Raw genomic sequence first — 25,046 nt, 5'->3', positions numbered from 1 at the left:
GCGCACGGAGGGTTACCAATCTCCTGTCCCGGCCTGACGTGGTCCACAGGGCGCCCTAACTCTGCTTGCGCGCAGAGCGCGAAGGGAGAGGCCATGACCATGCATCCGGCACTTCAGGCGGGGCGGACCGCCGTCGTCACCGGCGCGGCGAGCGGGATCGGGTTGGCGGCGGCCAAGCGCTTCGCCGCCGAAGGGCTGACGGTCTGGCTCGCCGATCTGCCCGGCGAGGCGCTGGACGCCGCCCGCGTGGAGGTCGCGGCCGTCGCCGGGGACGCTCCCGTCCGGGCGCTCGCCACGGATGTCCGGCGCCCCGAGGACATCGCGGCCCTGCGCGATGCGGCCTGTGCCGATGGCCCGCCCGCCGTGGTGATGTTGAATGCCGGGATCGAGGCCGGAGGCCGGCTCTTCTCGGAGCCTGAGACCTGGGCGCGCATCCTCGACACCAACCTCTGGGGCGTCATCAACGGCATCCAGGCCTTCGCGCCGGCCATGATCGCGGGCGGGCAGCCCGGCGCCATCGTGGTCACGGGCTCGAAGCAGGGCATCACCACGCCGCCGGGCAACACGCCCTACAACGTCTCGAAGGCGGGCGTGAAGGCGGTGACGGAGGCGCTGGCGCACGACCTGCGCGGGCGGGCGGGCGTGCCGTTGAGCGTCCACCTGCTCATTCCGGGCTTCGTCTATACGGGCCTGACGAAAGCGCGCGGCGTCGCGGCGAAGCCCGAGGGCGCCTGGACGCCCGACGAGACAGTGGCGTTCCTCTTGGACGGACTGGCGCGGGGCGACTTCTACATCCTGTGCCCAGACAACGAGACCACCCGCGCCGACGACGCGAAGCGCATCGCTTGGGCGGCCGGCGACATCATCGAGAACCGCCCGGCGCTCTCGCGCTGGCACCCCGATCACGCCGAGGCGTTCAAAGTGTTCAGCCCCGGCTGACACCGAGCCCTGTCTCGCGGGGGCAAGGATTTCGGCGGGGTGAGGTGCGGGACCGCCGGGAAGCGGCGTGCCGTCCCACACGCCGCTCACATGGCGAACGCCTTGCATAGCGGGGCCGGCGAGTCGAAACAGCAGTCGCGAATCTTCGTAGCCTGTGCTTGCAAACCGAACGGGAGCCGCCCTTGGCCACCATCATCCCCGTCGCCTCCTTCGATTGCGTCGTGTTCGGCGCCACCGGCGACCTGACCACGCGCAAGCTGCTGCCGGCCCTGTACTACCGCTTCAAGGACGGGCAGATCCCGGGCACGAGCCGGATCATCGGCGCCTCGCGCTCGGAGATGAGTGCCGAGGCGTTCCGCGAGCGGGCGCGCGACGCGGTCAAGCGCTTCGTGCCGGCCGGCGACGTGGTCGAGGACAAGCTCGCCGCCTTCCTCGACCATCTCGATTACGTCGCGGTGGACGGAGCCGGCGACGACGGCTGGGAGAATCTCGCCGCCAAGCTCGCCGAGCGCCCGGACCAGGTCCGGCCCTACTATCTCGCCACCTCGCCCGACCTCTACGGCTCGATCTGCGAGAACCTCGCCAAGCACGGCTTGATCGGCGAGAAGTCCCGCGTCGTGCTGGAAAAGCCCATCGGCAAGGACTTGAAATCGGCCCGCGCCATCAACGACGCCGTCGGCAAGGTGTTTCCGGAAGAGCAGATCTTCCGCATCGACCACTATCTCGGCAAGGAAACGGTGCAGAACCTGCTGGCCCTTCGCTTTGCCAACACCATCTTCGAGCGGCTCTGGACGGCGGACGTGATCGACCACGTCCAGATCACCGTGGGCGAGACCGTGGGCGTCGAGGGGCGCGCGGGCTACTACGACACCTCGGGTGCGCTGCGCGACATGGTGCAGAACCACATGCTGCAGCTCCTCTGCCTGATGGCGATGGAAAGCCCGCTCTCGCTGGACGCGAACTCGGTGCGCGACGAGAAGCTGAAGGTCCTGCGGGCCCTCAAGCCCATCACCCCGCACGACGTGCAGAGCGTGACGGTGCGCGGGCAGTACGCGGCCGGTGCCGTGGCGGGCCAGCCGGTGGCAGGCTACCGGGCCGACCTCGGCAACGAGGCCGACAGCCGGACCGAGACCTTCGTCGCCCTGAAGCTCGAGGTGCAGTCCTGGCGCTGGGCGGGGGTGCCGTTCTACCTGCGCACCGGCAAGCGCCTGCCCCAGAAGCTCTCCGAGATCGTGGTGCAGTTCCGCGCCTCGCCGTTCTCGATCTTCCCGGCCGAATCCTTCGGGCGCGAGCCCAACCGCCTCGTCATCCGGCTCCAGCCGGAGGAGGGGATCAAGCTCGAGGTCATGACCAAGGACCCGGGTCCCGGCGGCATGCGCCTGCGGCCCACCAACCTCGACATCTCCTTCGAGGAGACCTTCAAGCAGCGCTACCCCGACGCCTACGAGCGCCTGCTCATGGATGTGGTGCGCGGCAACGCCACCCTGTTCATGCGCCGCGACGAGGTCGAGGTGGCCTGGGCCTGGGCCGATTCCCTCCTTAAGGCCTGGGCTGACCGACCCGAGCCGCCGCGCCCCTACGCGGCCGGCAGCTGGGGCCCTACCGCCGCCATCGCGCTGATCGAGCGCGACGGACGCACCTGGCACGAAGAGATCCGATGACCAAGTGCGAAAGGCGAGGTATAATTCCAGACTCCCTCGACAGGCCGCAGTCTGCGGATTACCAGGGGGAGTATTGTTCCTTTTGCTTCCAGACGTCGCGGACCCATGAACAAGATCGAGACGGGCCTCGGCATCAACCGACGCTACCTGCACGATGAAGTCGTCGACCGGATGCGGGATCTCATCCGGTCCGGTGAGCTCGAGCCGCGCGCGCGGGTCAACGAGAGCGAGTTGACCGAGCGCTTCGGCATCTCGCGCACCCCCCTGCGCGAGGCCATCAAGATCCTCGCCACGGAGGGGCTGCTCGAACTGCTGCCCAATCGGGGCGCCCGGGTCGCCAGCCTGTCGCAATCCGAGATCGAGGAGATGATCGAGGTCATCGCCGGCCTGGAGGCGACCGCCGCCGACCTCGCCTGCCGCATCATCACCGACGGGGAGATCGAGGGCATCTGCCGCGACCACGATGCCATGGTGGGGGCCTGGAAGGCCGGTGATGAGGCGCTGTACTTCGCCCTCAACCGCGCGATCCACGAGGCCATCATGCGGGCGAGCCGGAACGCCACCCTGGCGGGCATCTACGACAGCCTGTCGGGGCGCATCCAGCGCTCGCGCTACGCGGTGCATCAGACTGCGCAACAGTGGGAGCAATCCGTGTCCGAGCACGAGCAGATGATCGCCCTGCTGCGCGCCCGCGACGGCGAGGCGCTGGCCCGCCTCATGCGGGTCCATATCCGCGCGCGCACGCCCGTGATCGCCGAGAATTTTGGGACCTCCGACCGCGAGGCGGCTCCGGCGGCCTGAGCCGGAGCACACGGTCCCCGCGCACCCCCGCCTTTGAGACTGGGCCGGCTCGATGATCGGAAGGACTGGACGTCGGCGATGACTGTCCCGTCGCCGCCGACCCGCTCCGGAGGCGGCGTCAGGCGGCCCGGACCGTTCCGAGGAAGCGCGCCATTTCCCGAGCGAGGTGCTCGGATTCCGCCGAAAGTTCGGAGGCCGACGACAGGACCTGGGAGGCGGCGGCCCCCGTCGCCTCGGCCGCTCCGGCGACGCCCGCAATGTTGGCCGTGACCTCACCGGTGCCGGTGGCGGCCTCGCTGACGTTGCGCACGATCTCCTGCGTCGCCGCGCCCTGTTCCTCGACGGCCGCCGCGATCGAGGTCGCCACAGCGCTGATCTCGCGGATGCGGCCGCTGATGGTCTCGATCGCGGTGACGGCCTGACCCGTCGAGCCCTGGATGCGGCCGATCTGGCCGCTGATCTCCTCGGTGGCCCGCGCCGTCTGGTTGGCGAGTTCCTTCACTTCCGCCGCAACCACCGCGAAGCCGCGCCCGGCCTCTCCGGCGCGCGCCGCCTCGATGGTGGCATTCAGCGCCAGCAGGTTGGTCTGGCCCGCGATCGACGCGATCATCGCCACGACGTCGCCGATGCGTGCGGCGGCCGCACTTAGCTCCTGCACCTGCGTCGCGGTGCGCGCCGCCTCGTCCACCGCGCGCTGGGCGAGCTGGGTCGAGCCGTCGACCTGACGTCCGATCTCCTGCACCGAGGCGCCGAGTTCCTCGGCCGCCGCCGCCACCATGCCGACATTGGCCGCGGCCTGGTCCGCCGCCGCCGCGACGGTGCTGGATTGGCTCGCCGTCTCGGAGGCGGTGCCGGCCATGCTCTGCGCGGTGGCGCGCAGCTGGGCCGAGGCCGCCGTGACCCGGCCGAGGATGCCGCCGACGGCGCCCTCGAAACCGTCGGCCATCGCGCGCATCGCGGCCTTGCGCTGCGCCTCGGCGCCGGCGCGCGCGAGGCGGGTCTCCTCCTCCAGGGCGCGGCTGCGCAGGAGGTTGGCGCGGAAGGTGTCGAGGGTGTCGGCCATGGCGCCGATCTCGTCCTGGCGGCCGACGCTCGGGATCTCGGCCTGCGCATCGCCGTCCGCCACGCGCCGCATGGCCTCCGTCATCGCGCTCAGGGGCCGGGTGATGCCCCGGATCGTGTAGGCCATGGCGGCGAGCGCCATCAGCACCGAGAGCCCGAGCATGATCTGGGTCGTGCGCACGGCGCTCGCGTGCGCGTCGCGCGCCGCCGCCTTAGCGGCCTCGCCGGCCTCGCCGTTGAGGGTGACGAGCTTGCGCATGGTGCCGCTGGTGGCGAGGTAGTTGGCGTTCATCGGCCCCCGGAACAGGGTCAGGACCTCGTCGCGCCGGGCCGGGTCGATGGCCTGAAGCCGGCTCCAGTCCTGGCCCATCAGGGCGAGCTTGGCGCTGACCTCGTCGTAGAGAGCGCCTTCCTCGGGCGAGCTCACCAGGGCCTTGTAGGCGACGCGCCGGCCCTCAAGATCCTTGGCCAGCGTCGCGGTCTGGGCGACGCTGTTGGCCCGCTCCTCGGCGGTGTCGGCGACGACGTAGCGGAACTGCCAGAGGCGGATCCGCATCACCAGGGCGTTCATCGCGTGCGCGGCATCGACGGAGGGGAGTGCATTGTCGGACAGGACCGCCATGCGGTCGCCGATGGTATCCATCTTCGACAGGGAAAGCAGGCCCTGTCCCGCCGTGATGATCGCCAGCAGACCGAAGAGGCCGATCAGTGTCGACTTGAGAGAGAAGCGCATGGGAAGGCCGGTGACCGCGAGACGAGAACGTGGGCCTCCCGTTTAATGCCGCGCCTTTTAAGATTGACTTACACGATTCCTAAAGACAACCCTGAGTTGCAGTGCATCTTCTTCGTGCGATTCGGGCGGGCGATCCCGCCGACTGTCAGGCGGCGGCGTTGATCGAACGCAGGCCCGCCACGAGGTCGGAGAAGCGGTCGCCCTGGACGATGACGTGGGCGCGCAGCAGGTCGGAGGCACCCGCTTCGTCACCCGACACGATGGCGGCGACGATGGCCTCGTGCTCGACCAGCGACTGGCCGAGGCGGTTGCGGGCGCGGAGCTGGAGGCGCCGGAAGGGCGCGAGCCGGCGATGCAGCTGGCGCGCCTGCTCCTCCAGGAAACCGTTCCGGCAGGCCCGGTAGACCACCGTGTGGAAGATGTAGTTCTCGGCGTAATACGTCTCGGGATCGCCGGCCGCGGCCGAGGTCGCGCAGGCGGAGAGCGCCGCCTTCAGGGCGGCCTCGTCGTCCGGCACGAGGCGGCGCGTCGCCAGGCGCCCGCACGACGCCTCGATCTCCGCCATCGTCTCGAACATCGCGATCAGGTGTTGCGGATCGGGCGCGCTGACGATGGCGCCCCGCCGGGGCTTGATCTCCACGAGGCCGGTCATCGCCAGCTGCAGCAGGGCCTCGCGGATGGGCGTGCGCGAGACCCCGAAGCGCTCGGCGAGTTCGGTCTCGTCGAGGCGCGCGCCGAGGGCGAGGCGCCCATCCACGATCTCGGTCTCGATGGTCTGCCTGAGGCGGCGCGACTGAGTCATGCGCTGGGATCCCGGCTCGGTTTAATCCCACCGATTCGCGAAAATCCGGCGGCATTCATTATTCATCTGCGTTGACAAAATATACAAGACATCGTTTCATGTATAATGAAGGCGCATTGCAGTATAAATGCTGCGCTGCAAAACGGAACGGCCGAGCCACGGCCCAGGGAGAGACGCGCCATGATGCTGACACGCCGTGCCCTCGTCGCCGGCGGCCTCGCCGCCCCCGCCATCCTATCCCTTGGCTCGCGTGCCCGGGCGGCCACCACCCTGAAGCTCTCGCACCAATTCCCCGGCGGAACCCTTGAGGAGGGCGACTTTCGCGATCGGATGTGCCGCAAGTTCGCGATGGCGCTGGCCGAGCGCTCCAAGGGCGCCCTCGAGGTGCAGGTCTATCCCGGCTCGTCGCTGATGAAGACGAACGCCCAGTTCGCGGCCATGCGCAAGGGTGCCCTCGACCTCTCGCTCTATCCCTCGCCCTATGCCGGCGGCGAGGTGCCGGAGCTGAACATCGGCCTGATGCCGGCCCTGGTCAGCTCCTACGAGCAGGCCATCGCCTGGAAGAAGGCGCCCGTCGGCCGCAAGCTCACCGAGATCCTGGAATCGAAGGGCATCGTCCTCGTCTCGTGGGTCTGGCAGGCGGGCGGCGTCGCCAGCCGCGAGCGCCCCCTCTACGCGCCGTCCGACGCCAAGGGCCTCAAGGTCCGGGGTGGGTCGCGCGAGATGGACCTGATGATGAAGCAGGCGGGTGCCGCCACCCTGTCGATCCCTTCCAGCGAATCCTACGCCGCCATGCAGACGGGGGCCTGCGACGCGGTCATCACCTCGTCCACCAGCCTGATCTCGTTCCGGCTGGAGGAGCTGGGCAAGGCCCTGACCTCGGGCCGCGAGCGCTCCTACTGGTTCATGCTGGAGCCCATCATGATGTCGAAGCTCGCCTTCGATCGCCTGCCCAAGGACCAGCAGGATCTGATCATGGCCATCGGCGCCGAGCTCGAGCCGTTCGGGCAGTCCGGCGCCAAGGCGGACGACACCAAGGTCGAGGAGATCTTCGCCAAGGCCGGCGCCAAGGTCCAGAACCTCGACGAGAAGACCCTCGGCCAGTGGCGCGACATCGCCAAGGACACCGCCTGGAAGGACTTCGCCGGCAAGTCGGCCGGTTGCGCCGAGCTCCTCAAGCTGGCGGAGCAGGTGTCGTGAGCCACGCCTTCGACGCGGCTTCGGCCGCCGCCGAGACGCAGACCAAGGCAGAGCCCCGGGTTCCGGGGCTCCTCGGCACCATCGATCGCGCCCTGAAGCGCATCAACCACGTCATCATGCTGCTGGGCGGCATCGCCCTGGTCTGTGCCTGCCTCGTGCTCAGCTACAGCGTCGTCATCCGCTACGTCCTGCACGAGCCCACCGATTGGCAGGACGAGATGGCGGTGTTCCTCATCGTCGGCGCCACCTTCTTCTCGGCCGCCGCCGTGCAGTCCAAGCGCGGCCACGTGGCGATCGAGGCGCTCACCGGCCTCCTGTCGCCGCGGGTCAACCGCGCCCGCCTGCTGATGGCGGACATCATCAGCTTCGTGTTCGTGGCCTTCTTCGCCTGGAAGAGCTGGACCCTGCTGCACGAGGCCTGGGTCGACGGCCAGGTCTCCCAGTCGAGCTGGGGGCCGCCCCTCTGGATCCCCTACATCCTCATGGCGGGCGGCATGACGCTGCTCGGAGTCCAGTTCGTCCTGCAGATCGCCGAGGAGATCCTCTACGGCGCCGAGAAGGCCGGCTGGGCGAACCCGAAGATCGGCCTCGGCGCCGATCTCAACCGCGACACGCAGACCCAGGATGGCCAAGGCCGTCCCGGCCTCACGCCGGAGGGGACCCGGCCCCTCGGCGATCCCTTGGCAAACACGTCCTCGGCCAACGTCACGCCGAACACCAAGGTCACCGGGAGGCATCCATGAGCGTCGCGGCCATCGGCTTCCTCTACGCGGGCGCGACGCTCAGCGCGATGCTGGCGGGCATCCCCATCGCCTTCGCGCTGGGCTTCGTGGCGCTCGCCTTCATGTATTTCTTCATGCCGGGCGCCTCCCTCGATACGGTGGCGCAGAACGTCTACGAGGAGATGGCCTCGATCACCCTGCTGTCGATCCCGCTCTTCATCCTGAAGGGCGCGGCGATCGGGCGGTCCAAGGCCGGCCAGGACCTCTACTCGGCCATGCATGCCTGGATGCACCGCATCCCCGGGGGCCTCGGCATCGCCAACGTCTTCGCCTGCGCGCTCTTTGCCGCCATGGCGGGGTCCTCGCCCGCCACCTGCTCTGCCATCGGCTCGGCGGGCATCCCGGAGATGAGGAAGCGCGGCTACTCGCCGGGCTTCGCCGCCGGCATCATCGCGGCGGGCGGCACGCTGGGCATCCTGCTGCCACCCTCGATCACCATGATCCTCTACGCGGTGGCGGCAGAGCAGTCCCTGGGGCGCCTGTTCCTCGCCGGCATCGGCCCGGGCCTGCTGCTGGTGGGCCTGTTCGCGACTTGGTCGGTCTACCGCTTCCGCGCGGAGTACGCCGCCGCGAAGGCGGCTTACGAGCGCAAGGGCACGCAATCCGCCATCCTGGCGGAGGACACCTACAGCATGCGCCAGCGCTTCTCGACGCTGCCCCGCGTGCTGCCCTTCGTGATCCTGCTCACCGGCGTGATGGTGGCGCTCTACGGCGGCTACGCCACCCCGTCCGAGACGGCCGGCCTCGGCGGCCTCCTGGCGCTGGGCCTCATCGCGGTGATCTACGGCGTCTGGCGTCCGAAGGACGTCAGCCCGATCCTCACCGCGACCCTGCGGGAATCCACCATGCTGATGCTCATCATCGGCATGTCGCTCCTCTACGCCTACGTGATGAGCTACCTGCACATCTCGCAATCGGCGGCGGCCGCGATCGTGGCGATGCAGCTCTCGCCCTGGGTGCTGCTGGTGACGATCCTCGGTCTCGTGATCCTGCTCGGCTTCTTCCTGCCGCCGGTCTCGATCATCCTGATGACGGCACCGATCATCCTGCCGCCGCTGAAGGCGGCCGGGTTCGACCTCGTCTGGTTCGGCGTGGTGATGACCATCACCATGGAGATGGGCCTGATCCACCCGCCGGTGGGCCTCAACATCTTCGTCATCAAGAACATCGCCCCCGACATCCCGCTCAAGGACATCATCTGGGGCACGCTGCCCTTCGTGATCCTGATGGCGGTGGCGATCCTGATCCTCTGCCTCGTGCCCGGCATCGCCATGTGGCTGCCGAACTGGCTCCTGCCGACCACGCGCTGAGCGCGCCGAAGGTCCCGGCCCCCGCATCCGCGCGGGGGCCGGCACGCCGGACGCCTCTCCCGACCTTCGACAGACGTGCCCCACCTGCGAAAGAAGTGCCGACCATGAGACACCTCCGGTTCGGGCTGATCGCGCTCGCCTGCCTCACGGGTCCGGCCCACGCCGATCCCGGCGCGGATTACGCCCCCCGCGTCGAGATCCGGCCCTTCGAGAGCCTGACCCTCTCCGACGCACAATTCCTCACCGGCCGGAGCGAGGGCGCCAAGCCCGTCATCCTCGCGGGCACCCTGCGGATCGCCCGGGCCGGCACCGAGCGCCTGCCCACCGTGATCCTGGTGCACGGCTCCGGCGGCATCGGCGGGAACATCGAGTACTGGCAGCGGATGCTGGGGGCGAAGGGCTATTCCACCTTCGCCATCGACGCCTTCAGCGGCCGGGGGCTCACCTCGGTCAACACCAATCAGGCCCTGGTCGGGCGTACCAACCTGATCCTCGACATCTACCGGGCCCTCGAGATCCTGGCCCGGCATCCCCGCGTCGATCCCGAGCGCGTGGCGATCATGGGCTTCTCGCGGGGCGGGCAGGCGGCGCTCTACGCGAGCCTCGCCCGCTTCGACGCGGCCTGGAACCGCTCCGGCATCCGCCCGGCGGCGTACCTGCCGGTCTATCCCGACTGCTCCATCGCGTTTCTCGGCGACACCGAGGTCGCCGCGCGCCCGATCCGTATCCTCGCCGGGGGCGCCGACGACTACAACCCGGCCGCCTTCTGCACCGGCTACGTGGAGCGTCTGAAGGCGGCGGGTCGCGACGTGGCGATGACGATCTACCCGACCGGGCAGCACGTCTTCGACAACCCGATCGGGCCGGCCACCCCCACGGTCGCGGCCGGCGCTCAGACCGTGCGCGGCTGCGCCCTGCGCGAGGAGGCCGAGGGCGTGATCGCCAACACCCAAACGGGCAAGCCCTTCGCCTACGCGGATGCCTGCGTGGAGGCCGGGCCGCATATCGGCTCGGACGTCGCCCTGCGCGACGCCGCGCTCGCCGCGACCCTGACCAATCTCGACGCCGCCTTCGGACGCTGATCCGGGAGAACTGCGCGGGCGGGGACTCAGCCCGCCAGGATGGTCGCCAGGACCTGCCGGGCGCGGTCCAGATCGTGCTGCGCCTCCGCCACGGCCGCCTCCGCCTGGGCGAGACGCTGGACCGCGTGCAGGAGCGGCGCGCCCTTGGTCAGCGCCGCCAGGGCCGCGACGGCCTCCCGGTCGACCTCCACCAGGTGCGAGGCGTCGCCGAGGAGCAGGGCGATCCGGTGCTCGCAATGCACGCCCTCCCGGCCTTCCGCGCAGGTGCAGGTGAAGCGGAGGCCACGTCCGGTCTTCGTGGCCTCCATCCGATGCGAAACCGCGCCGTCCGGGCCACGGACCAAGAACATCAGCGACGTCATCGGGCCTCCTGCCATGCTTTGTCCAATGCGCCGGTGGTAACCGACCGGCGCGGGACACTGAAGCCGGGATCGGGATACATCCTGACGCAGCGGCTCGTCAGCTAAGGCAGCCGAAAGATCGCCATCGCTCGCCCCGCATCCCGACGCCTTCCGCCGCCTCGACCGTCGCGGGCCTGCCCGCTCCCGCGCGCCCGGACCTCATGGCTTTGCCCTCGCGCGAGGCGGTGCGAGCCTTAGCCTGGCATCCGGACCGGGTCGACGGCGGCGCAGACCCTGCCGAGGGCGGCCCGAGGGGCATGCGTGTCACAGGAGGCCAGGATGCCAGGATGCCAGGATCACTGGAAAATGTGCGCCTTTAATCCTTTGAGCACGGGTTGTTAACGAAGCGGTAACCATACCGGGCATCAATGGTCTGGTAAGGAATCGCGAGAGCCCGTGACTGACACAAGCCCTCCCCGCAGACCCGTTCAGCTTCGCGGCCGCGCCTTCAAGTCCCTGGTGCTGGCTCCGGAATCCCCGCTCCCCGATTGGTTCGCCGATCTGGACGAGGCGCTGAAGCGCACGCCGACCCTGTTCGACGGGCGCGCCCTGATCCTCGACGTGGCGGCCCTCGAACCCGCCCCGTCGGACCTCGACGGCCTGCTCGCCGAACTCGGCAGCCGCCGGATCCGCATCCTCGGCATCGAAGGCACTACTCTGTCCCTCCCCGGACCGGGGCGCCCGCCGCTCCTCGTCCAGGGACGGCCCCTGAGCACGATCGAGATCCCGGTCCAGCCGGAGCCGGAAGCGCCGAAGGCGCCCCCGGAGCCGGCCACCACCTCCCTCACCATCGAGGGATCGGTCCGCTCGGGCCAGTCCATCGTCCATCCCACCGGCGACGTCACCGTGATGGGGTCGGTCTCCTCCGGCGCGGAGATCCTCGCCGGCGGCTCCATACACGTCTACGGCGCGCTGCGCGGCCGGGCCATCGCCGGCGCCGCCCGCAACCCCCGCGCCCGCATCTGCTGCCGCAAGTTCGAGCCCGAGCTTCTCGGCATCGACCGCCTCGTCCGCACGGCCGAGGAAATGGGCAATCACCTGCGCGGCAAGCCCGTGCAGATCTGGCTCGATGGCGGCGCCATCAAATTCGCATCCTTGGATTGAGGAGACAGCCCATATGGCCAAAATTCTGGTCGTGACATCCGGCAAGGGCGGCGTCGGCAAGACGACGACGACGGCGGCCCTCGGCGCGGCGCTCGCGCAGGCCGGCAAGAGCGTGGCGGTGGTCGATTTCGACGTCGGCCTGCGCAACCTCGACCTCGTGATGGGCGCCGAGCGGCGCGTCGTCTACGACCTCATCAACGTGGTCAACGGCGACGCCAAGCTCTCCCAGGCGCTCATCCGCGACAAGCGGCTGGACAAGCTCCACCTGCTGCCCGCCTCGCAGACCCGCGACAAGGACGCGCTCACCGACGAGGGCGTCGCCCGCGTGATGAACGAGCTGCGCGAAAAGTTCGATTGGGTGATCTGCGACTCGCCGGCCGGCATCGAGCGCGGCGCCACCCTCGCCATGCGGCACGCCGACGTGGCGGTCGTGGTGACCAACCCCGAGGTCTCCTCGGTGCGCGATTCCGACCGGATCATCGGCCTGCTCGACTCCAAGACCCTCAAGGCGGAAGCCGGCGAGACCATGGAGAAGCACCTCATCCTGACCCGCTACGACCCTGCCCGGGCCGACCGCGGCGACATGCTGAAGATCGACGACGTGCTCGAGATCCTCTCCATCCCGCTGCTCGCCATCATCCCCGAGAGCATGGAAGTGCTGCGCGCCTCCAACGTGGGCTGCCCGGTGACGCTGAACAACCCGCTCTGCGCCCCGGCCCGCGCCTACACCGACGCCGTGCGCCGCCTCAACGGCGACGCGGTTCCGATGTCGGTCCCCACCGACAAGAAGTCTTTCCTCGACAAGTTCTTCACCCGGAGGGCAGCATGAGCCTCCTCACCATGTTCAACCGGCGCGGTTCGGCGCCGGTCGCCCGCGACCGCCTGCAACTCATCCTCGCCCATGAACGGGCGGGGGCCGGCGGCTCCGACCTCGTGATGGTGCTGCGCGAGGAGATCCTCGCGGTCATCGCCAAGCATGTCGAGGTGAACAGCGACAAGGTCCAGATCCGCCTCGACCGCGGCCAGGACATGTCGACCCTCGACATCGACATCGAGCTTCCGCTCACGCCGGCCAAGGCCGGCGGGGCGAAGGCCGGGGACAAGGCGAAGGCGGCGAAGCTCGCCGCCGCATGAGGTCCCGCGCATGGGTCCTTCGCAGCCTCCTGGCCGGCTCCGCCGTCAGGCTCCGATGAACAACCCGGCGAGCGTCGCGCTCGTCAGGTTGGACAGGGTGCCGGCCAGGATCGCGCGCAGGCCGAACCGGGCGATCTCCGCCCTGCGCTCCGGCGCCAGACTGCCGAGGCTCGCGAGCTGGATCGCCACCGAGGTCAGGTTGGCAAAGCCGCAGAGCGCGAAGCACAGGATCGCGGCGTCACGCGGATCGAGGCTGCCCGCCTTCAGGACCGGAGAGAGCTGCGCGTAGGCCAGGAACTCGTTGAAGGCGATCTTCTGCCCCAGCGCCCCGCCCACGAGGCCGGCCTGGTCCCAGGACACGCCCATCAGCCAGGCCAGCGGCGCGAGCGCCGTGCCGAGGACGCCCTCCAGGCTCAGGGTCGGATGGCCGAACAGGCCGCCGGTCCAGCCCAGGAACCCGTTCAGCAGGGCGATCAGCCCCGTGAAGGCGATGAGCATCGCCCCCACCGATACCGCCACGGTGAGCCCCTTCTGGGTGCCGTCCGCCGCCGCCTCGATGACGTTGACCGCCCGCGTCTCGCCGAAGGTGACGTGCGTGGAGGTGATCCGGCTCGGCTCCGTCGTCGGCACCAGGATCTTGGCGTAGAGGAGCCCGCCCGGGATCGCCATGACGCTCGCCGCCAGCAGGTACTCCATCGGCACGCCGAGCGCCGCGTAGCCGGCGAGGATCGTGCCCGCCGTGGAGGCGGCCCCGCTCGACATCACGGCGAACAGCTCGGCCGAAGTCAGCGCCATCAGGAACGGGCGCAGCGCGATGGCGATCTCGCTCTGGCCGATGGCGATGGTGATCACCGCCGAGAAGGTCTCGATCCGCGAGGTGCCGATCACCCGCTGCAGCACCGCCCCGATGGCGCGCGCCGCCGCCTGCATCACGCCGACATGGTAGAGCACCGCGATCAGCGCCGAGACGTAGAGGATCTGCGGCAGGATGCGCAGGGCCAGGATGAAGCCGCTGCCGCCGAACAGTTCGAACATCCGCGGCTCGACGAGGCCGCCGAACAGGAACGAGGTGCCGCGGTCACCGTAGTTCAGCACGGTCTGGACGAAGCCCGCAGCCGCCGCGAGGCCCGTGCGCCCCGCCGGCACGAACAGCACCAGGGCGCCGAGGGCCACCTGCAGCGCGAGCGCCGACAGCACTACCCGGGGCGAAATCGCCCGCCGGTTGGTGGAGAACAGCACCGCGATCGCCAGCAGCAGGACAAGGCTCGCGCCCGCGTGAAAGAGTTTCTCGACCATGCCGCCCCGCTGTTCCGACGGGGTGGAGCAAGCCCGATGCCGGGCCGCGTGTCGCCTGCGAAATTGGGGCTTCCACCGCGCGGATCACGGGACGATCGATCGCCCGCACCTTCGCGGTCCCGTCTTCCCAGCGGGACGAGCCTCGTGATCCGGCTCTAATGCGCGGCGCCGTCTGCGTGAGGGCGGATCTGCGACGGTTCTACGCCGGAGCGGCAATGCAGCGAAGCGGACGTCGCTGTCGCTCCCGCTCGCGACCCGACCTCGCCTTCGCAGTCGTTCACGTGCGGTTGTGTGGCTCCCGTAGGCGGACCTATGTTCCGCTGCTACTATGGCTGTGATGCGCCTATTGCTGCCTTACAGTGGTCTTCGGAAGCGGACGTCAAGACATCGTAGGCTTGAGTGCAGCTTGCATTTCCCCCAGCCGGATGTTCAAGTTCGACCCTGCATTGGATCGGAGTATGTCATGGCCGCCACCCCGGAAGGCAGCGATGCCGCGGAGAAGCGTGCAGCTAACCGTCTGGCTATCGTCGGCCTGCTCGTGACAGTGCTCCTGGCTTTCTTGGGTTACCTTGCCACCTATGTGAACAACGCCGCGTCCGACGCGCGGAAGGCGCAGATCGAATTGGTCAACGACCAATTGGAACGACTGTACGGCCCCTTGCTTGCGCTCGCGACTTCATCGACTGAAACGTGGGAAACATTTCGATGCAAATTTAGAAGTAATACTTACGGCTATTTCGACGACAGGGCACCCCCTGGTAGGGAAGAGGTCGAGAAGTTTAGATTGTATTCTAGGACAGTTTTCCTTCCAACTGACCGCGCGATCAAAGAGATCATAACGAAAAACGCTCATTTGATTGATGGGAGCTCGATGCCCGATTCCTTTTTGAAACTAATGACACACACCCAGATGTTCGAAGCAGTTTCCTCGGAGTGGAGGGCCGAAGACGACCTCGGCTCCGAAGACCAACGAATGGCAGGCAGAAACGTCGCCTTGGTCGGCTACCCAATCGAGCTGGAGGGCGACGTCACGAGGACCTTCAACAAGCTCAAGGCACGGCAGGAGTGCCTGCTTGCCGAGCAACGCGTGCTGTCCCTGTCGGCCATCGTCGCTGGTGTAGATTGCCAGCGACTGTCGGAGCCTGAACCCCACCCGCAGCGCAGTCGCGAATGCCCCAAACGGTGAGGCCGGAACGGTCGAGATCAGAGAGCCAAACCACCTGATTGGGGAAGGATGTCCGCAAAAGGGTACTCTGAGGCCTTCGCCGGAGCCGCATCGAACGTCGGCTTACCTGCTACCTAAGCCTCGAAGCAGACGGGCCGCAATCGGCCAAATTCTGCCAAATGACAGACGTCCACTTTTCGAATTCGACGTCTGAAAGCAGACTGGCAAAAATCCACCCCGATCCGACATGGAACGGCGGCTGTCCTGCGACCGCTTGCGGAAAGTGCCCACAGCCGCCCGTACACTTGACATGGGTCGGGACGCTGCCCCTGACGATGGGTACCAGGCGTCCGACTTCGGTCGCGATACGCGCGCCCTGTCACGACACTGTCGCCCACACTTGCGATCCAGCGCCGCAACCGTCGGCGCTTTGCCGGCAACAGGGCCGCCCGCATGCAGCGCCTCCTCACCGATGCCCCCACACTGCCGTGCCTGCTCTTCGCGCTCGTGTTCGACGCCGAGGGGCGCGGGCGGCTGCTGGATGCCGACAGCGGCCTGCCGGAGCCCGTCGCCGAGGGGTTTCTGTGGCTCCATCTCGATCTCGTCGATGCGCGCCTCGACGGGCTCATCGCCGCCGGGCGCTTCGGGCCGCCGGCACTCGCCGCCGCCACCTTCGCCCGCGACGGGCACCAGCGCGTGGTGATCGAGGGCGCCGATCTCGGCCTCGTGATCGCCGACCGGGAGCGCGAATTCGGCGGCCGGATCGAGGACGAGCCGGCCGGGCGGCTGCACTGCGTGCTCGGCCCGCATCTCCTCGTGAGCGGGCGGCGCCACGCCACGGCCGCGGCGGAAGCCGCCCGCGATGCGGTGCTGGCCGGGCGGCGCGTGTCCGATCCGGCCGGGCTCCTGGAGATGCTCGTCGCGAACGTCGCCGCCTCCCTCGACGCCTCCGCGCGGCGCTTCTCGGACGAGCTCGATCGGATCGAGGACCGGATGCTCGACGAGGACCAGCCCGACGATCCCCGGCCCCTGGCCCCGATCCGCCGGCAGGCCGTGCGCCAGCACCGCCAGCTCGCCGGCCTGAGCGCGGTCTTCCACCGCCTCGAATCCGAGACCGAGGAGGAGGAGGACGCCCTGCCCGAGGCGGTGGTGAGCATGGCCGCCCGCGTGGTCCAGCGCCTCGACTCGCTCCACCGCGACATGCTGGTCCTGTCCGAACGCTCGCGCCTCCTCCAGGACGAGATCGCCGGGCGCACGGCCGCCGAGACCAACCGCCAGCTCTTCACCCTGTCGATCCTCACCGCCCTGTTCCTGCCGCCGACGCTCGTGACCGGCGTGTTCGGCATGAACACCAAGGGGCTGTTCCTCGGCGAGTTCGAGAACGGCTCACTCCTCGCCCTGGTGATCTGCGCGGCCGCCGCGCTGGCGGTCTACGGCGTGATCCGCCGCCTCGGGCTCGTCAAAAGGCGCGCCTGATCGTAAGCCGGCTCCCTGTCGCGCCGCGCGGAGCCTGAAAACACCGCGACCGGCGCAGGATCGTCATCGAAGCGTCACGTCCCGTCGCGAACGGTGCGCCGAACGCCTCTGGGAGCCTTTTCCGCATGGACTTCTTTCGCCGCTTCACCGTCCTGATGTGTGCGCCGAACTTCGACCCGGACGATCTCGAGGGCGTGCGCGTCCAGCAGATCATCGGCTCGGTGGAAAAACTCGGCTTCGAAGTGGTGCGGGCCCGGCGCGTCGAGGACGCGGCCATCGCGGTCCAGACCGATTCCGCCATCGGCTGCATGGTGGTGGATTGGGGCAAGCGCGGCCTCGACGGCAAGGCGGCGGCGCTGATCAACCTGATGCGCAAGCGCGGGCTGGAAATGCCCATCGTGATCATGGTCCGGAGGAAGCGCCTGGAGGACATCCCCGTCGAAGTGCTGGACTTCATCGACGGCTACATCTTCCTCGCGGAAGAGACCCCGGACTACATCGCCCGCGGCCTGGTGAGCCGCGTGAAGCAATATGCCGAGACCCTGAAGACGCCGTTCTTCGGAGCGCTGGTGGACTACGCCGAGCAGGGCAACCAGCTCTGGACCTGTCCGGGCCACAACGGCGGCATCTTCTACAACCGCTCGCCCATCGGGCGAATCTTCGTGGAGCATCTCGGCGAGGCGGTGTTCCGTGACGACCTCGACAATTCCGTGCTCGATCTCGGCGACCTCCTCGTCCACGAGGGCCCGGCGCTGAAGGCGCAGAAGGAGGCGGCCGTCATCTTCGGGGCGGAGAAGACCTACTTCGTCCTCAACGGCACCTCGGCTTCCAACAAGATCGTGCTCTCGGCCCTGGTCGCCGAGGGCGACCTCGTGCTGTTCGACCGCAACAATCACAAGGCGGCGCATCACGGCGCGCTCTTCCTCGGCGGCGCGATTCCCGTCTTCCTGGAGACCGACCGGAACTGCTTCGGCCTCATCGGTCCGATGTACCACGAGGCCCTCGACGAGGCCCGCATCCGCCAGAAGATCCGTGACAACCCGCTGATCACCGACCCCGAGGCCGCGACGCGCGAGCGCCCGTTCCGCGTGGCGGTGGTCGAGCAATGCACCTATGACGGCACGATCTACAACGCGCAGATGATCCTCGATAAGATCGGGCACCTGTGCGACTACATCCTGTTCGACGAGGCCTGGGCGGGCTTCATGAAGTTCCACCCGCTCTTCGCCGGTCGCTTCGCCATGGGGCTCAAAGGTCTCGACGAGACCTCGCCCGGCATCATCGCCACGCAATCGACCCACAAGCAGCTGGCGAGCTTCTCCCAGGCCTCGCAGATCCACACCAAGGACAGCCACATCCGCGGTCAGACCCGGCGCATCGAGCACCGGCGCTTCAACGAGACCTTCCTGGTCCACGCCTCGACCTCGCCGTTCTACCCCCTGTTCGCCTCCCTCGATGTGGGCGCGCAGATGATGAAGGGCCGCTCGGGCGTGGTGCTGTGGGACGACACCATTCGGCTCGGCATCGAGTGGCGCAAGAAGGTCCGCGCCATCCGCCGCGAGTTCGAGGAGAAGGAGGGCGATCCCCAGAAGCGCTGGTTCTTCGACCCCTTCGTGCCCGACACCGTGAAGGGACCGGACGGCCGGGTGCCGTGGGAAAGCCTCTCCACCGACGAGCTTGCCAGCAACGTGAAGTACTGGGAACTGACGCCGGGCGCCGACTGGCACGGCTTCACCCATGTCGCGCCCGACTACGCCATGACCGACCCCAACAAGCTCACCGTGCTCACCCCCGGCTTCGACCGGCGCACCGGGGAATACGCCGCGCACGGCGTGCCCGCGCCGATCGTCGCCCAGTACCTGCGCGAAAACCGCATCGTTCCGGAGAAGAACGATCTCAACTCGCTCCTCTTCCTGCTCACCCCGGGCGTCGAATCCTCCAAGGCCGGCACGCTGATCTCGGGGTTGGTCGCCTTCAAGCGCCTGCACGACGAGAACGTGCCCCTCGAGGAGGCGATGCCGGAATTCGTCCGGCGCCGGCCCAACCGCTACAAGGGTGTGCGCCTGCGCGACCTCTGCGCCGACTTCCACGCCTTCCACCGCGAGCACGGCACCAGCACGCTCCAGCGCAAGCAGTTCGAGCCGGGGCATCTCCCCGAGATGGTGATGACCCCGAAGGAGGCGGTGCAGCAATTGACCCGCAACAACGTCGATTACGTACCGATCGCGGAGGCCGAGGGGCGCGTGGCGACGACCTTGCTTCTGGTCTACCCGCCGGGCATCGGCACGGTGCTGCCGGGCGAGCGGCTGGACGAGCGGGCCAAACCCATGCTGGACTACTTCAAGATGTTCGAGCGCTCCGCGAACCTGTTCCCGGGCTTCGAGGCCGAGATCCAGGGCGTTTTTCGCGATGTCGACCCGGACGGGACGATCCGGTTCTACACCTACGTCATGCGCGAGGGCCGCTGATGGCGGGCCGGGCGGAGAGCGACCCCGACCTCGTCATCCGGCCCTCGTCGGATGCCGACGTGCCGGACATGGTGGACATCTACGCCCACCACATCCGGCGCGGCGTCGGCGATGTCGGGGATTTCGAGGCGGATCCGCTCCACCCCGACGACCTGAAGAAGCGGCGCAAGGCCATGCGCAAGAAGCGCCTGCCGCACCTCGTGGCAGACCGCGACGGCGTGGTGGCGGGCTACGCCTACGCGGTGCCGTTCCGCAAGCGCCCGGCCTACCGCTACACCCTCAAGCACTCGATCTACGTCCACCACGAGCACCTGCACGCGGGCATCGGCCGGCGCCTGCTGCCGGCGCTGATCGAGGCCTGCGCGGCCGGCGGCTACCGCCAGATGATCGGCTACATCGACGCCCAGAACGAGGCGAGCCTGCGCCTCCACGAGGCCTGCGGGTTCGTGCGCGTCGGGCTGCTGCCGGCGGTGGGCTACAAGTACGGCCGCTGGAGCGACAGCGTCATGGTCCAGTGCGCGCTCGGCACCGGCGCCACCGACCAGCCCGGGACCTGGACGCGCCCCGTCGAGGCGGTGGCGGCGGGGCACGACTGGATCGGGAAGTAGGGAGGGCCGGGGTCGGTCCGTCCGCGCCTCGCGCCGGACCGACGCGCCTATTGCCGTGCCTGGTTGATCAACGCCTGTAGCGCCCGGGCCACCGCCTCGCTGACGTTCTTGCGGTACTTGCGGTGAACCAACTGGCCGTTGTGGTAGATGTCGTGCTCGACATAGAGCTTCTCGCCGTCCCACCGGACGATGTTGTCGGTCTCGGTGGTCTCCTCGACGCCGAGATCCTCGCGAAAGGTAACGCCCCCGGCTTGCGCAAACATGGCTCGTCCCTGGTGATCGAAGCGACTTTTCGGCTTCCTGGAGCCGCATCTTAGGCAGCCGAGGCGCGCCGCGCTACCCGAAACGGTTTTTAGCGCACCGTGACCTGATCCTTGATCCGCTCGTAGACCGCCCGGCTGAGGACGCGCTTCGACAGCAACTCGCCGACGGAAGCGTAGGGCCGTTTCTGCACGATGGCGCGCCCGATCATGCCGCCGCCCCGCAGGCCGTTCAGCTCGGCGACGCTCCCGGTGTTGAGGTCGACGATCGCGATGCCGCGCGGCCCGGCCGACTCGGCGGCGCTGTCGATCGCCGCCTCGCCGGCCGAGGGCGATGCCGGGACGCTCTGCGGGGATGGATTCGGCGGGGTCGGAGTCGGCGGGAGCGCGTTCGGGGCGGGCGCCGGAACGGCCGGCGGTGGGGCCGAGGCCCGAGGCGTGATCGCTTGCGGCGTGGTGGCTTGCGGAGCGGCGGCTTGGGGAGGGGCGGCCGGAGGCGCCGGGGCGGGGGCCGGCTGCGGCGCGGGGGCCGGGGCCACCGGGGAGACCGGCCGCGTCACGGCCGGCGGCACCGCCGCCTGGGTTCCGGCCCGTCCGGTCTCGGGGGCCGTCCGGGAGGCGGGTGCGTCCACGGGTCCGCTGTCGCGCGGACGTAGGAGCTGGACGAGTCCGGCGAGGATCGCCGCCGCCACGATGAGAATGCCGACCCGCACGACTGCCGAACCGCTGAGCATTGAGGGCGGCCTCGCGCCTGTTGAGAGGATGAACGCGTAACATAGGCGATAAACTGAAGTCTCGCCGGCGAACCGGCTGTCCTCAGGAGCTTGAACACTTCGGCTCGCCGGGGGCTGACATCCCCGCGAGCGGGCGCGGGTGCGGCGTCTGCGGCATCGACGGGGCCGGCGCGCCCGGTCATGGTCCCGGCCGATGCCCGACCGCCCCTCGCCCCTCACGGCCCTGTCCGCCCGCCTCGGCGCCCTGCGCCACCTGCCGGCCCTCGCCCGCCTCGTCTACGCCGCCAGCCCCCGCCTCCTCGTGGCGAGCCTCGCCCTGCGCCTCGCCCGGGCGAGCCTGCCGGTCCTGATGCTCTACCTCGCCAAGCTCATCCTCGACGCGATCGTGGCCGAGCATGCCCGGCCGCACCCGGGCGGCCTCGGGCCCGAGGCCTGGCTCGCCGATCCGGCCCTGCGCCACCTCGCCGGGCTGGTGGCGGCGGAATTCGGCCTTGCCATCCTGACCGACCTCCTCGGGCGTGCCAGTACCCTGGTCGACGGCCTCGTGGCCGACCTCTACGGCAACGCCGCCACCCTGAAGCTGATGCGGCACGCCGCCGACCTCGACCTCGAGCAGTTCGAGGACAGCGCGCAGCAGGACCGCCTGGAGCGGGCCCGGCGCCAGGTCACCGGTCGCTCCAACCTCCTGTTCCAGCTCTTCGGCCAGGGCCAGGACCTCATCACCCTGGTGGCCTTCGGCCTCGGCCTCGTGGCCTTCGCGCCCTGGCTGATCCTGCTCCTCGTGGTCGCCCTGGTGCCGGCCTTCCTCAACGAGACCTACTTCAACCGCGAGGGCTACCGGCTGGCCTGGACGCGCACACCGGAGCGCCGTGAGATCGACTACCTCCGCTTCCTCGGGGCGAGCGTCGAATCCGCCAAGGAGGTCAAGCTGTTCGGGCTGAACGGCTACATCGCCGAGCGCTACCGGGGGCTCGCCTCCCGGATCGTGGCCGACAACCGCGCCCTAGCGCTGCGGCGCGCCGGCTGGGGCGGCGCCTTCGCGGCGCTCGGCACGCTCGCCTACTACCTCGCCTACGCCACCATCGTCTGGCGCACGGCGGCGGGGCAGTTCTCCATCGGCGACCTCGCCTTCCTGGCGGGCTCCTTCCAGCGCCTGCGCGGCCTGATCGAGGGCCTGCTCATGGGCTTCTCGCAGGTCGCCTCCCAGGCGCAGTACCTCGACGACCTGTTCTCGTTCTTTGCCGTGGTGCCGGCGATCCGCTCGCCCGCCGATCCGGTCGCCCTGCCGCGCCCGATCCGCAGCGGGATCGTGTTCGAGGACGTCGGCTTCCGCTATCCGGGCACGGAGACCTGGGCGGTGCGGTCCTTGAGCTTCCACCTCGCGGCCGGGGAGGTGCTGGCGCTCGTCGGCGAGAACGGCGCCGGCAAGACCACCATCGTCAAGCTCCTCACCCGGCTCTACGACCCGACCGAGGGCCGCGTGCTCCTCGACGGCCTGCCGCTCGCCGCCTACGACCTCGAGGCCCTGCGCGCCCGCATCGGCGTGATCTTCCAGGATTTCGTGCGCTTCAGCTTCACCGCCCGCGAGAACGTGGCGGTGGGCCGGATCGCGGCGCGCGACGACGCCGAAAGGGTCGCCCGGGCGGCTGGGCGCAGCCTCGCCGACGGGGTCATCGGGCGCCTGCCGCTCGGCTACGACCAGCCGCTCGGCAAGCGCTTCGCCGAGGGCGTCGACCTCTCGGGGGGCGAATGGCAGAAGATCGCCATCGCCCGCGCCTACATGCGCGAGGCCGAGATCCTGATCCTCGACGAACCCACCGCCGCCCTCGACGCCCGGGCCGAGTTCGAGGTGTTCGAGCGCTTCCGCGAACTCAGCCACGGGCGCACGGCGGTGCTCATCTCGCACCGCTTCTCCACCGTGCGCATGGCCGACCGAATCCTGGTGCTGGCCGGCGGTCAGGTGATCGAATCAGGCAGCCATGCCGAGTTGCAGGCTTTGGGCGGGCGCTACGCCGAACTTTTTGAATTGCAGGCGGCGGGGTATCGCTGAGGGGAGGGGGCGAGTGCTGGGTTGCAGCCCGCTGGGCGTGCGTTCGACCCTGGGTGGGCGTTGGGCGAGTCCACTTTCGGGTCACCCGATGGGACAGTGAGTACGACTGAGTTGGGTAGAATTCAGTTGGTCTGCTTTCCGCTGGATAGCCGGTGAGGCGGACCCACGGCTACACATCGCGTCGGCGGCCGGGGGGGCGGGCGCCTGAGGGACCTTGGCCGAACACGGATTGTAAGGTGTTGTCATCTAAGCCGCCTCGGAGCATGTCCTCTCCAGCTTTGCCGTCGAGCGCGTTGACGCCGCAATCGCCCTTCCCCGCTCGCCCGACCGATCTCGAAGCGAACGCCCGCGATCGCGATGAAATATTGGAAGAACCGCGACGTCCAAGCCATCGCCCTTGATTAAAATTATCAAAAGTCGATCCGAGCTTCTCTAAGGCGACCAGCTGGCTACACCGCAGATCACATAATTCCACCAATGGACATGGGTGGCAGGGTAAATTCGAGATTGCATAACCCGTCTGTTGATTGCATTCATGGAGTCTGCCGCGAATCCGGATTGGAGGAGGCACAGTAATGTTCCATCGTCGACTTGCCGCCGCGCTTTGCCTCGCATTGCTGGCCGCAGGCGTCCAAGAGCCGGCCTTCTCAGACGAGGCCCACTGGCCCATCGATGGCAAGCTGTTAGGAAAGAAAGGTAAGACATCGGAGGACATCAGCGGCATTGCGTGCAGCGCGTCGACTGGTTTCCCTAGGGACTGCCTTGTCATCGACGACAACATGCAGTCGGCCCAACGCATCACTCTCTTCGAGGGACGAGGCAAAGCGGGTGCCGTCGTTCCACTCATCTCCAATCGCTTCGCTTCAAAAGCGTTAGAGCTCGATGGTGAAGGCGTCGCATTCGCGGAAGATGAGACTGGCCACAAATACTTCTACGTGCTTGGATCTCACGGGCATCCGCGCGACCGTAAGCACAAACTGGACCCCGCGAAGGATCACGACCTGATCGCGGCTAAGATCAAAGCTTCGAGCCAGATCATCAGGCTGGAGCTCATGGGAGATAGGGAACTTCGCGTGAAGCTACCAGTCGCCTCGCTGAGAGGCGCGATTGAGGCAGTGAAGCCCCTAGCCCCTCACGTGGGCCAACGCCTCGAACGAGACGGTATCACGATCGAAGGTCTCGCGGTCGTGGGGGGGCGCCTGTATGCGGGCTTCCGGGCACCTACGTTCAGCCCGATCAAGGACACCGCGTGCGAGCTGTCCTCCGCGATCGGGCGCCCCTGCGCCCTCGTTCTTTCGGTCAGTCTTCAGGCATTGTTCGAGGGCGGGCCGCTCGATCCGAAGCCCGCGTACCTCCACCTTGGCGACAAACAGGGGATTCGCGACCTTGCGCCGTTCAAGGACGGCCTGCTCGTTCTGTCTGGGCCGGCGGCAGACATCGATGGCACCCACGAAATCTTCTGGTGGAACAGGGGGGCGGAGCTCGTCAAGCTCGCCACGTTGCAGCCTCCCCCGGCGGGAGCAGAGAAGAAAGCGGAGGCGATCCTTCCGCTGGACGAGGGCCCGTCAGGTCTTCGTATCTTGGTCATGTACGACCTCGCGGAAAAGGGAGCACCGTTGGCCATAACGATCCCCTCTCCAAAATAAGCCGCGCAATTTCGTGACGATACGACAGTTAACAAGTCTCGAATTATTCAAAATATCATCGTCGCGCGGCAAAAATCTGTCGTGAGGCCATTGTGTGTTGAAAACTTGAATAAAAGCAATTTCTATTTGGGAGGATTTAGCATGGGGTATAAGGAAGATTTCGCTAATGATACGGGCTGGACGGCGATCGACGCTAGTGCACTGACGCGGTCAGAGGATTCACGAGGCGGGCGATGCATGCGAGTCTGGGCAATGGCTCAGACCGTCTGCGTGCTCCTCGACGCCGCCACCCAGTCAGCGCTTGCCGCGATCGCCGGCGATCGATCCCGCCC

At 68.4% G+C, this 25,046-nt stretch carries 22 protein-coding genes; 16 read left to right on the top strand and 6 right to left on the bottom strand.

Annotation, left to right across the window (positions count from 1 at the left end; genetic code table 11):
* Window positions 1-93 precede the first annotated feature (93 nt).
* From MKK58_RS26370 to MKK58_RS26360, 3 genes are all read left to right on the top strand, one after another.
* Entirely contained in the window at window positions 94-939 is an 846-nt protein-coding gene (locus MKK58_RS26370; RefSeq protein ID WP_243915924.1) for an SDR family NAD(P)-dependent oxidoreductase, read from the top strand.
* A 182-nt stretch (window positions 940-1,121) separates the two neighbouring features.
* Window positions 1,122-2,600, top strand: coding sequence for a glucose-6-phosphate dehydrogenase (gene zwf / locus MKK58_RS26365; RefSeq protein WP_243915923.1), 1,479 nt, complete (start codon window positions 1,122-1,124; stop codon window positions 2,598-2,600).
* 105 nt (window positions 2,601-2,705) lie between these two features.
* Window positions 2,706-3,401, top strand: a complete 696-nt coding sequence (locus MKK58_RS26360) for a GntR family transcriptional regulator (RefSeq protein ID WP_243915922.1) — start codon at window positions 2,706-2,708, stop codon at window positions 3,399-3,401.
* Window positions 3,402-3,519: 118 nt separating this feature from the next.
* Here MKK58_RS26360 and MKK58_RS26355 read toward each other — a convergent pair whose 3' ends face one another.
* Window positions 3,520-5,196: a methyl-accepting chemotaxis protein gene (locus tag MKK58_RS26355; RefSeq protein WP_243915921.1), complete on the bottom strand. Its 1,677-nt coding sequence runs from the start codon at window positions 5,194-5,196 to the stop codon at window positions 3,520-3,522.
* A gap of 145 nt (window positions 5,197-5,341) precedes the next feature.
* Window positions 5,342-5,998, bottom strand: a complete 657-nt coding sequence (locus tag MKK58_RS26350; RefSeq protein WP_243915920.1) for a GntR family transcriptional regulator — start codon at window positions 5,996-5,998, stop codon at window positions 5,342-5,344.
* A gap of 180 nt (window positions 5,999-6,178) precedes the next feature.
* Here MKK58_RS26350 and dctP point away from each other — a divergent pair, with 180 nt between their 5' ends.
* The 4 genes from dctP to MKK58_RS26330 all read left to right on the top strand — a co-directional run bounded on the left by dctP (window position 6,179) and on the right by MKK58_RS26330 (window position 10,372).
* Window positions 6,179-7,198 (top strand): TRAP transporter substrate-binding protein DctP, encoded by a 1,020-nt coding sequence (gene dctP, locus MKK58_RS26345; protein ID WP_243915918.1) that lies wholly within the window; start codon window positions 6,179-6,181, stop codon window positions 7,196-7,198.
* Window positions 7,195-7,941, top strand: a complete 747-nt coding sequence (locus tag MKK58_RS26340; RefSeq protein WP_243915916.1) for a TRAP transporter small permease — start codon at window positions 7,195-7,197, stop codon at window positions 7,939-7,941. Before dctP ends, MKK58_RS26340 begins: the two co-directional genes overlap by 4 nt.
* The gene (locus MKK58_RS26335; RefSeq protein WP_243915915.1) at window positions 7,938-9,290 is read left to right on the top strand and encodes a TRAP transporter large permease; all 1,353 of its coding nucleotides are present in this window, start codon (window positions 7,938-7,940) and stop codon (window positions 9,288-9,290) included. The genes MKK58_RS26340 and MKK58_RS26335 overlap by 4 nt, the downstream gene beginning before the upstream one ends.
* Window positions 9,291-9,394: 104 nt before the next feature.
* The gene (locus tag MKK58_RS26330) at window positions 9,395-10,372 is read left to right on the top strand and encodes a dienelactone hydrolase family protein (protein WP_243915914.1); all 978 of its coding nucleotides are present in this window, start codon (window positions 9,395-9,397) and stop codon (window positions 10,370-10,372) included.
* Window positions 10,373-10,398: 26 nt separating this feature from the next.
* Here the strand turns inward: MKK58_RS26330 and MKK58_RS26325 are convergent, their stop codons facing one another.
* Window positions 10,399-10,734 carry a hypothetical protein gene (locus MKK58_RS26325; protein ID WP_243915913.1) on the bottom strand — a complete coding sequence of 112 codons (336 nt, stop codon included), beginning with the start codon at window positions 10,732-10,734 and terminating at the stop codon, window positions 10,399-10,401.
* Between the two features lie 435 nt (window positions 10,735-11,169).
* On the opposite strand from MKK58_RS26325, the gene minC reads away from it, so the two are divergent.
* The 3 genes from minC to minE are packed head-to-tail and all read left to right on the top strand — an operon-like array spanning window position 11,170 to window position 13,011.
* Window positions 11,170-11,877: a septum site-determining protein MinC gene (minC, locus tag MKK58_RS26320; RefSeq protein ID WP_243915912.1), complete on the top strand. Its 708-nt coding sequence runs from the start codon at window positions 11,170-11,172 to the stop codon at window positions 11,875-11,877.
* A 13-nt stretch (window positions 11,878-11,890) separates the two neighbouring features.
* On the top strand, window positions 11,891-12,706 hold the full coding sequence (minD, locus tag MKK58_RS26315) for a septum site-determining protein MinD (protein ID WP_243915911.1): 816 nt from the start codon (window positions 11,891-11,893) through the stop codon (window positions 12,704-12,706).
* Window positions 12,703-13,011, top strand: a complete 309-nt coding sequence (minE, locus tag MKK58_RS26310) for a cell division topological specificity factor MinE (RefSeq protein WP_243915909.1) — start codon at window positions 12,703-12,705, stop codon at window positions 13,009-13,011. Before minD ends, minE begins: the two co-directional genes overlap by 4 nt.
* Window positions 13,012-13,056: 45 nt before the next feature.
* Here the strand turns inward: minE and MKK58_RS26305 are convergent, their stop codons facing one another.
* Window positions 13,057-14,307, bottom strand: coding sequence for a NupC/NupG family nucleoside CNT transporter (locus MKK58_RS26305; protein WP_243915906.1), 1,251 nt, complete (start codon window positions 14,305-14,307; stop codon window positions 13,057-13,059).
* Window positions 14,308-14,770: 463 nt separating this feature from the next.
* Here MKK58_RS26305 and MKK58_RS26300 point away from each other — a divergent pair, with 463 nt between their 5' ends.
* The 4 genes from MKK58_RS26300 to MKK58_RS26285 all read left to right on the top strand — a co-directional run bounded on the left by MKK58_RS26300 (window position 14,771) and on the right by MKK58_RS26285 (window position 20,024).
* Complete coding sequence (locus MKK58_RS26300; protein ID WP_243915904.1) at window positions 14,771-15,493, top strand: hypothetical protein; 723 nt, start codon at window positions 14,771-14,773, stop codon at window positions 15,491-15,493.
* A gap of 432 nt (window positions 15,494-15,925) precedes the next feature.
* Window positions 15,926-16,948, top strand: a complete 1,023-nt coding sequence (locus MKK58_RS26295; protein ID WP_243915903.1) for a CorA family divalent cation transporter — start codon at window positions 15,926-15,928, stop codon at window positions 16,946-16,948.
* A 125-nt stretch (window positions 16,949-17,073) separates the two neighbouring features.
* The gene (locus MKK58_RS26290) at window positions 17,074-19,416 is read left to right on the top strand and encodes an Orn/Lys/Arg decarboxylase N-terminal domain-containing protein (protein ID WP_243915902.1); all 2,343 of its coding nucleotides are present in this window, start codon (window positions 17,074-17,076) and stop codon (window positions 19,414-19,416) included.
* On the top strand, window positions 19,416-20,024 hold the full coding sequence (locus tag MKK58_RS26285) for a GNAT family N-acetyltransferase (RefSeq protein ID WP_243915901.1): 609 nt from the start codon (window positions 19,416-19,418) through the stop codon (window positions 20,022-20,024). The genes MKK58_RS26290 and MKK58_RS26285 overlap by 1 nt, the downstream gene beginning before the upstream one ends.
* Before the next feature lie 47 nt (window positions 20,025-20,071).
* Here MKK58_RS26285 and MKK58_RS26280 read toward each other — a convergent pair whose 3' ends face one another.
* Both MKK58_RS26280 and MKK58_RS26275 read right to left on the bottom strand, forming a co-directional pair.
* Window positions 20,072-20,287 (bottom strand): hypothetical protein, encoded by a 216-nt coding sequence (locus tag MKK58_RS26280; RefSeq protein WP_243915899.1) that lies wholly within the window; start codon window positions 20,285-20,287, stop codon window positions 20,072-20,074.
* 89 nt (window positions 20,288-20,376) lie between these two features.
* The gene (locus MKK58_RS26275) at window positions 20,377-21,018 is read right to left on the bottom strand and encodes a helix-hairpin-helix domain-containing protein (RefSeq protein ID WP_243915897.1); all 642 of its coding nucleotides are present in this window, start codon (window positions 21,016-21,018) and stop codon (window positions 20,377-20,379) included.
* 193 nt (window positions 21,019-21,211) lie between these two features.
* On the opposite strand from MKK58_RS26275, the gene MKK58_RS26270 reads away from it, so the two are divergent.
* Complete coding sequence (locus MKK58_RS26270; protein WP_243915895.1) at window positions 21,212-23,068, top strand: ABC transporter ATP-binding protein; 1,857 nt, start codon at window positions 21,212-21,214, stop codon at window positions 23,066-23,068.
* 575 nt (window positions 23,069-23,643) lie between these two features.
* Window positions 23,644-24,714, top strand: a complete 1,071-nt coding sequence (locus MKK58_RS26265) for a DUF3616 domain-containing protein (RefSeq protein ID WP_243915893.1) — start codon at window positions 23,644-23,646, stop codon at window positions 24,712-24,714.
* Window positions 24,715-25,046: the final 332 nt, after the last annotated feature.

This window comes from Methylobacterium sp. J-078 (genome assembly GCF_022829285.1).
GTDB lineage: Bacteria > Pseudomonadota > Alphaproteobacteria > Rhizobiales > Beijerinckiaceae > Methylobacterium.
Note: the sequence above shows the minus strand (reverse complement) of the source record. Positions and strands in the feature narration are given on the sequence as shown.

Excerpts from the sequence above, each read along its gene's own strand:
- MKK58_RS26370 (WP_243915924.1), top strand. The coding sequence starts at position 94 with ATGACCATGCATCCGGCACTTCAGGCGGGGCGGACCGCCGTCGTCACC.
- MKK58_RS26360 (WP_243915922.1), top strand. The coding sequence starts at position 2,706 with ATGAACAAGATCGAGACGGGCCTCGGCATCAACCGACGCTACCTGCAC.
- MKK58_RS26355 (WP_243915921.1), bottom strand. The coding sequence starts at position 5,196 with ATGCGCTTCTCTCTCAAGTCGACACTGATCGGCCTCTTCGGTCTGCTG.
- MKK58_RS26350 (WP_243915920.1), bottom strand. The coding sequence starts at position 5,998 with ATGACTCAGTCGCGCCGCCTCAGGCAGACCATCGAGACCGAGATCGTG.
- dctP (WP_243915918.1), top strand. The coding sequence starts at position 6,179 with ATGATGCTGACACGCCGTGCCCTCGTCGCCGGCGGCCTCGCCGCCCCC.
- MKK58_RS26335 (WP_243915915.1), top strand. The coding sequence starts at position 7,938 with ATGAGCGTCGCGGCCATCGGCTTCCTCTACGCGGGCGCGACGCTCAGC.
- MKK58_RS26330 (WP_243915914.1), top strand. The coding sequence starts at position 9,395 with ATGAGACACCTCCGGTTCGGGCTGATCGCGCTCGCCTGCCTCACGGGT.
- MKK58_RS26325 (WP_243915913.1), bottom strand. The coding sequence starts at position 10,734 with ATGACGTCGCTGATGTTCTTGGTCCGTGGCCCGGACGGCGCGGTTTCG.
- minD (WP_243915911.1), top strand. The coding sequence starts at position 11,891 with ATGGCCAAAATTCTGGTCGTGACATCCGGCAAGGGCGGCGTCGGCAAG.
- minE (WP_243915909.1), top strand. The coding sequence starts at position 12,703 with ATGAGCCTCCTCACCATGTTCAACCGGCGCGGTTCGGCGCCGGTCGCC.
- MKK58_RS26305 (WP_243915906.1), bottom strand. The coding sequence starts at position 14,307 with ATGGTCGAGAAACTCTTTCACGCGGGCGCGAGCCTTGTCCTGCTGCTG.
- MKK58_RS26300 (WP_243915904.1), top strand. The coding sequence starts at position 14,771 with ATGGCCGCCACCCCGGAAGGCAGCGATGCCGCGGAGAAGCGTGCAGCT.
- MKK58_RS26295 (WP_243915903.1), top strand. The coding sequence starts at position 15,926 with ATGCAGCGCCTCCTCACCGATGCCCCCACACTGCCGTGCCTGCTCTTC.
- MKK58_RS26290 (WP_243915902.1), top strand. The coding sequence starts at position 17,074 with ATGGACTTCTTTCGCCGCTTCACCGTCCTGATGTGTGCGCCGAACTTC.
- MKK58_RS26285 (WP_243915901.1), top strand. The coding sequence starts at position 19,416 with ATGGCGGGCCGGGCGGAGAGCGACCCCGACCTCGTCATCCGGCCCTCG.
- MKK58_RS26280 (WP_243915899.1), bottom strand. The coding sequence starts at position 20,287 with ATGTTTGCGCAAGCCGGGGGCGTTACCTTTCGCGAGGATCTCGGCGTC.
- MKK58_RS26275 (WP_243915897.1), bottom strand. The coding sequence starts at position 21,018 with ATGCTCAGCGGTTCGGCAGTCGTGCGGGTCGGCATTCTCATCGTGGCG.
- MKK58_RS26270 (WP_243915895.1), top strand. The coding sequence starts at position 21,212 with ATGCCCGACCGCCCCTCGCCCCTCACGGCCCTGTCCGCCCGCCTCGGC.
- MKK58_RS26265 (WP_243915893.1), top strand. The coding sequence starts at position 23,644 with ATGTTCCATCGTCGACTTGCCGCCGCGCTTTGCCTCGCATTGCTGGCC.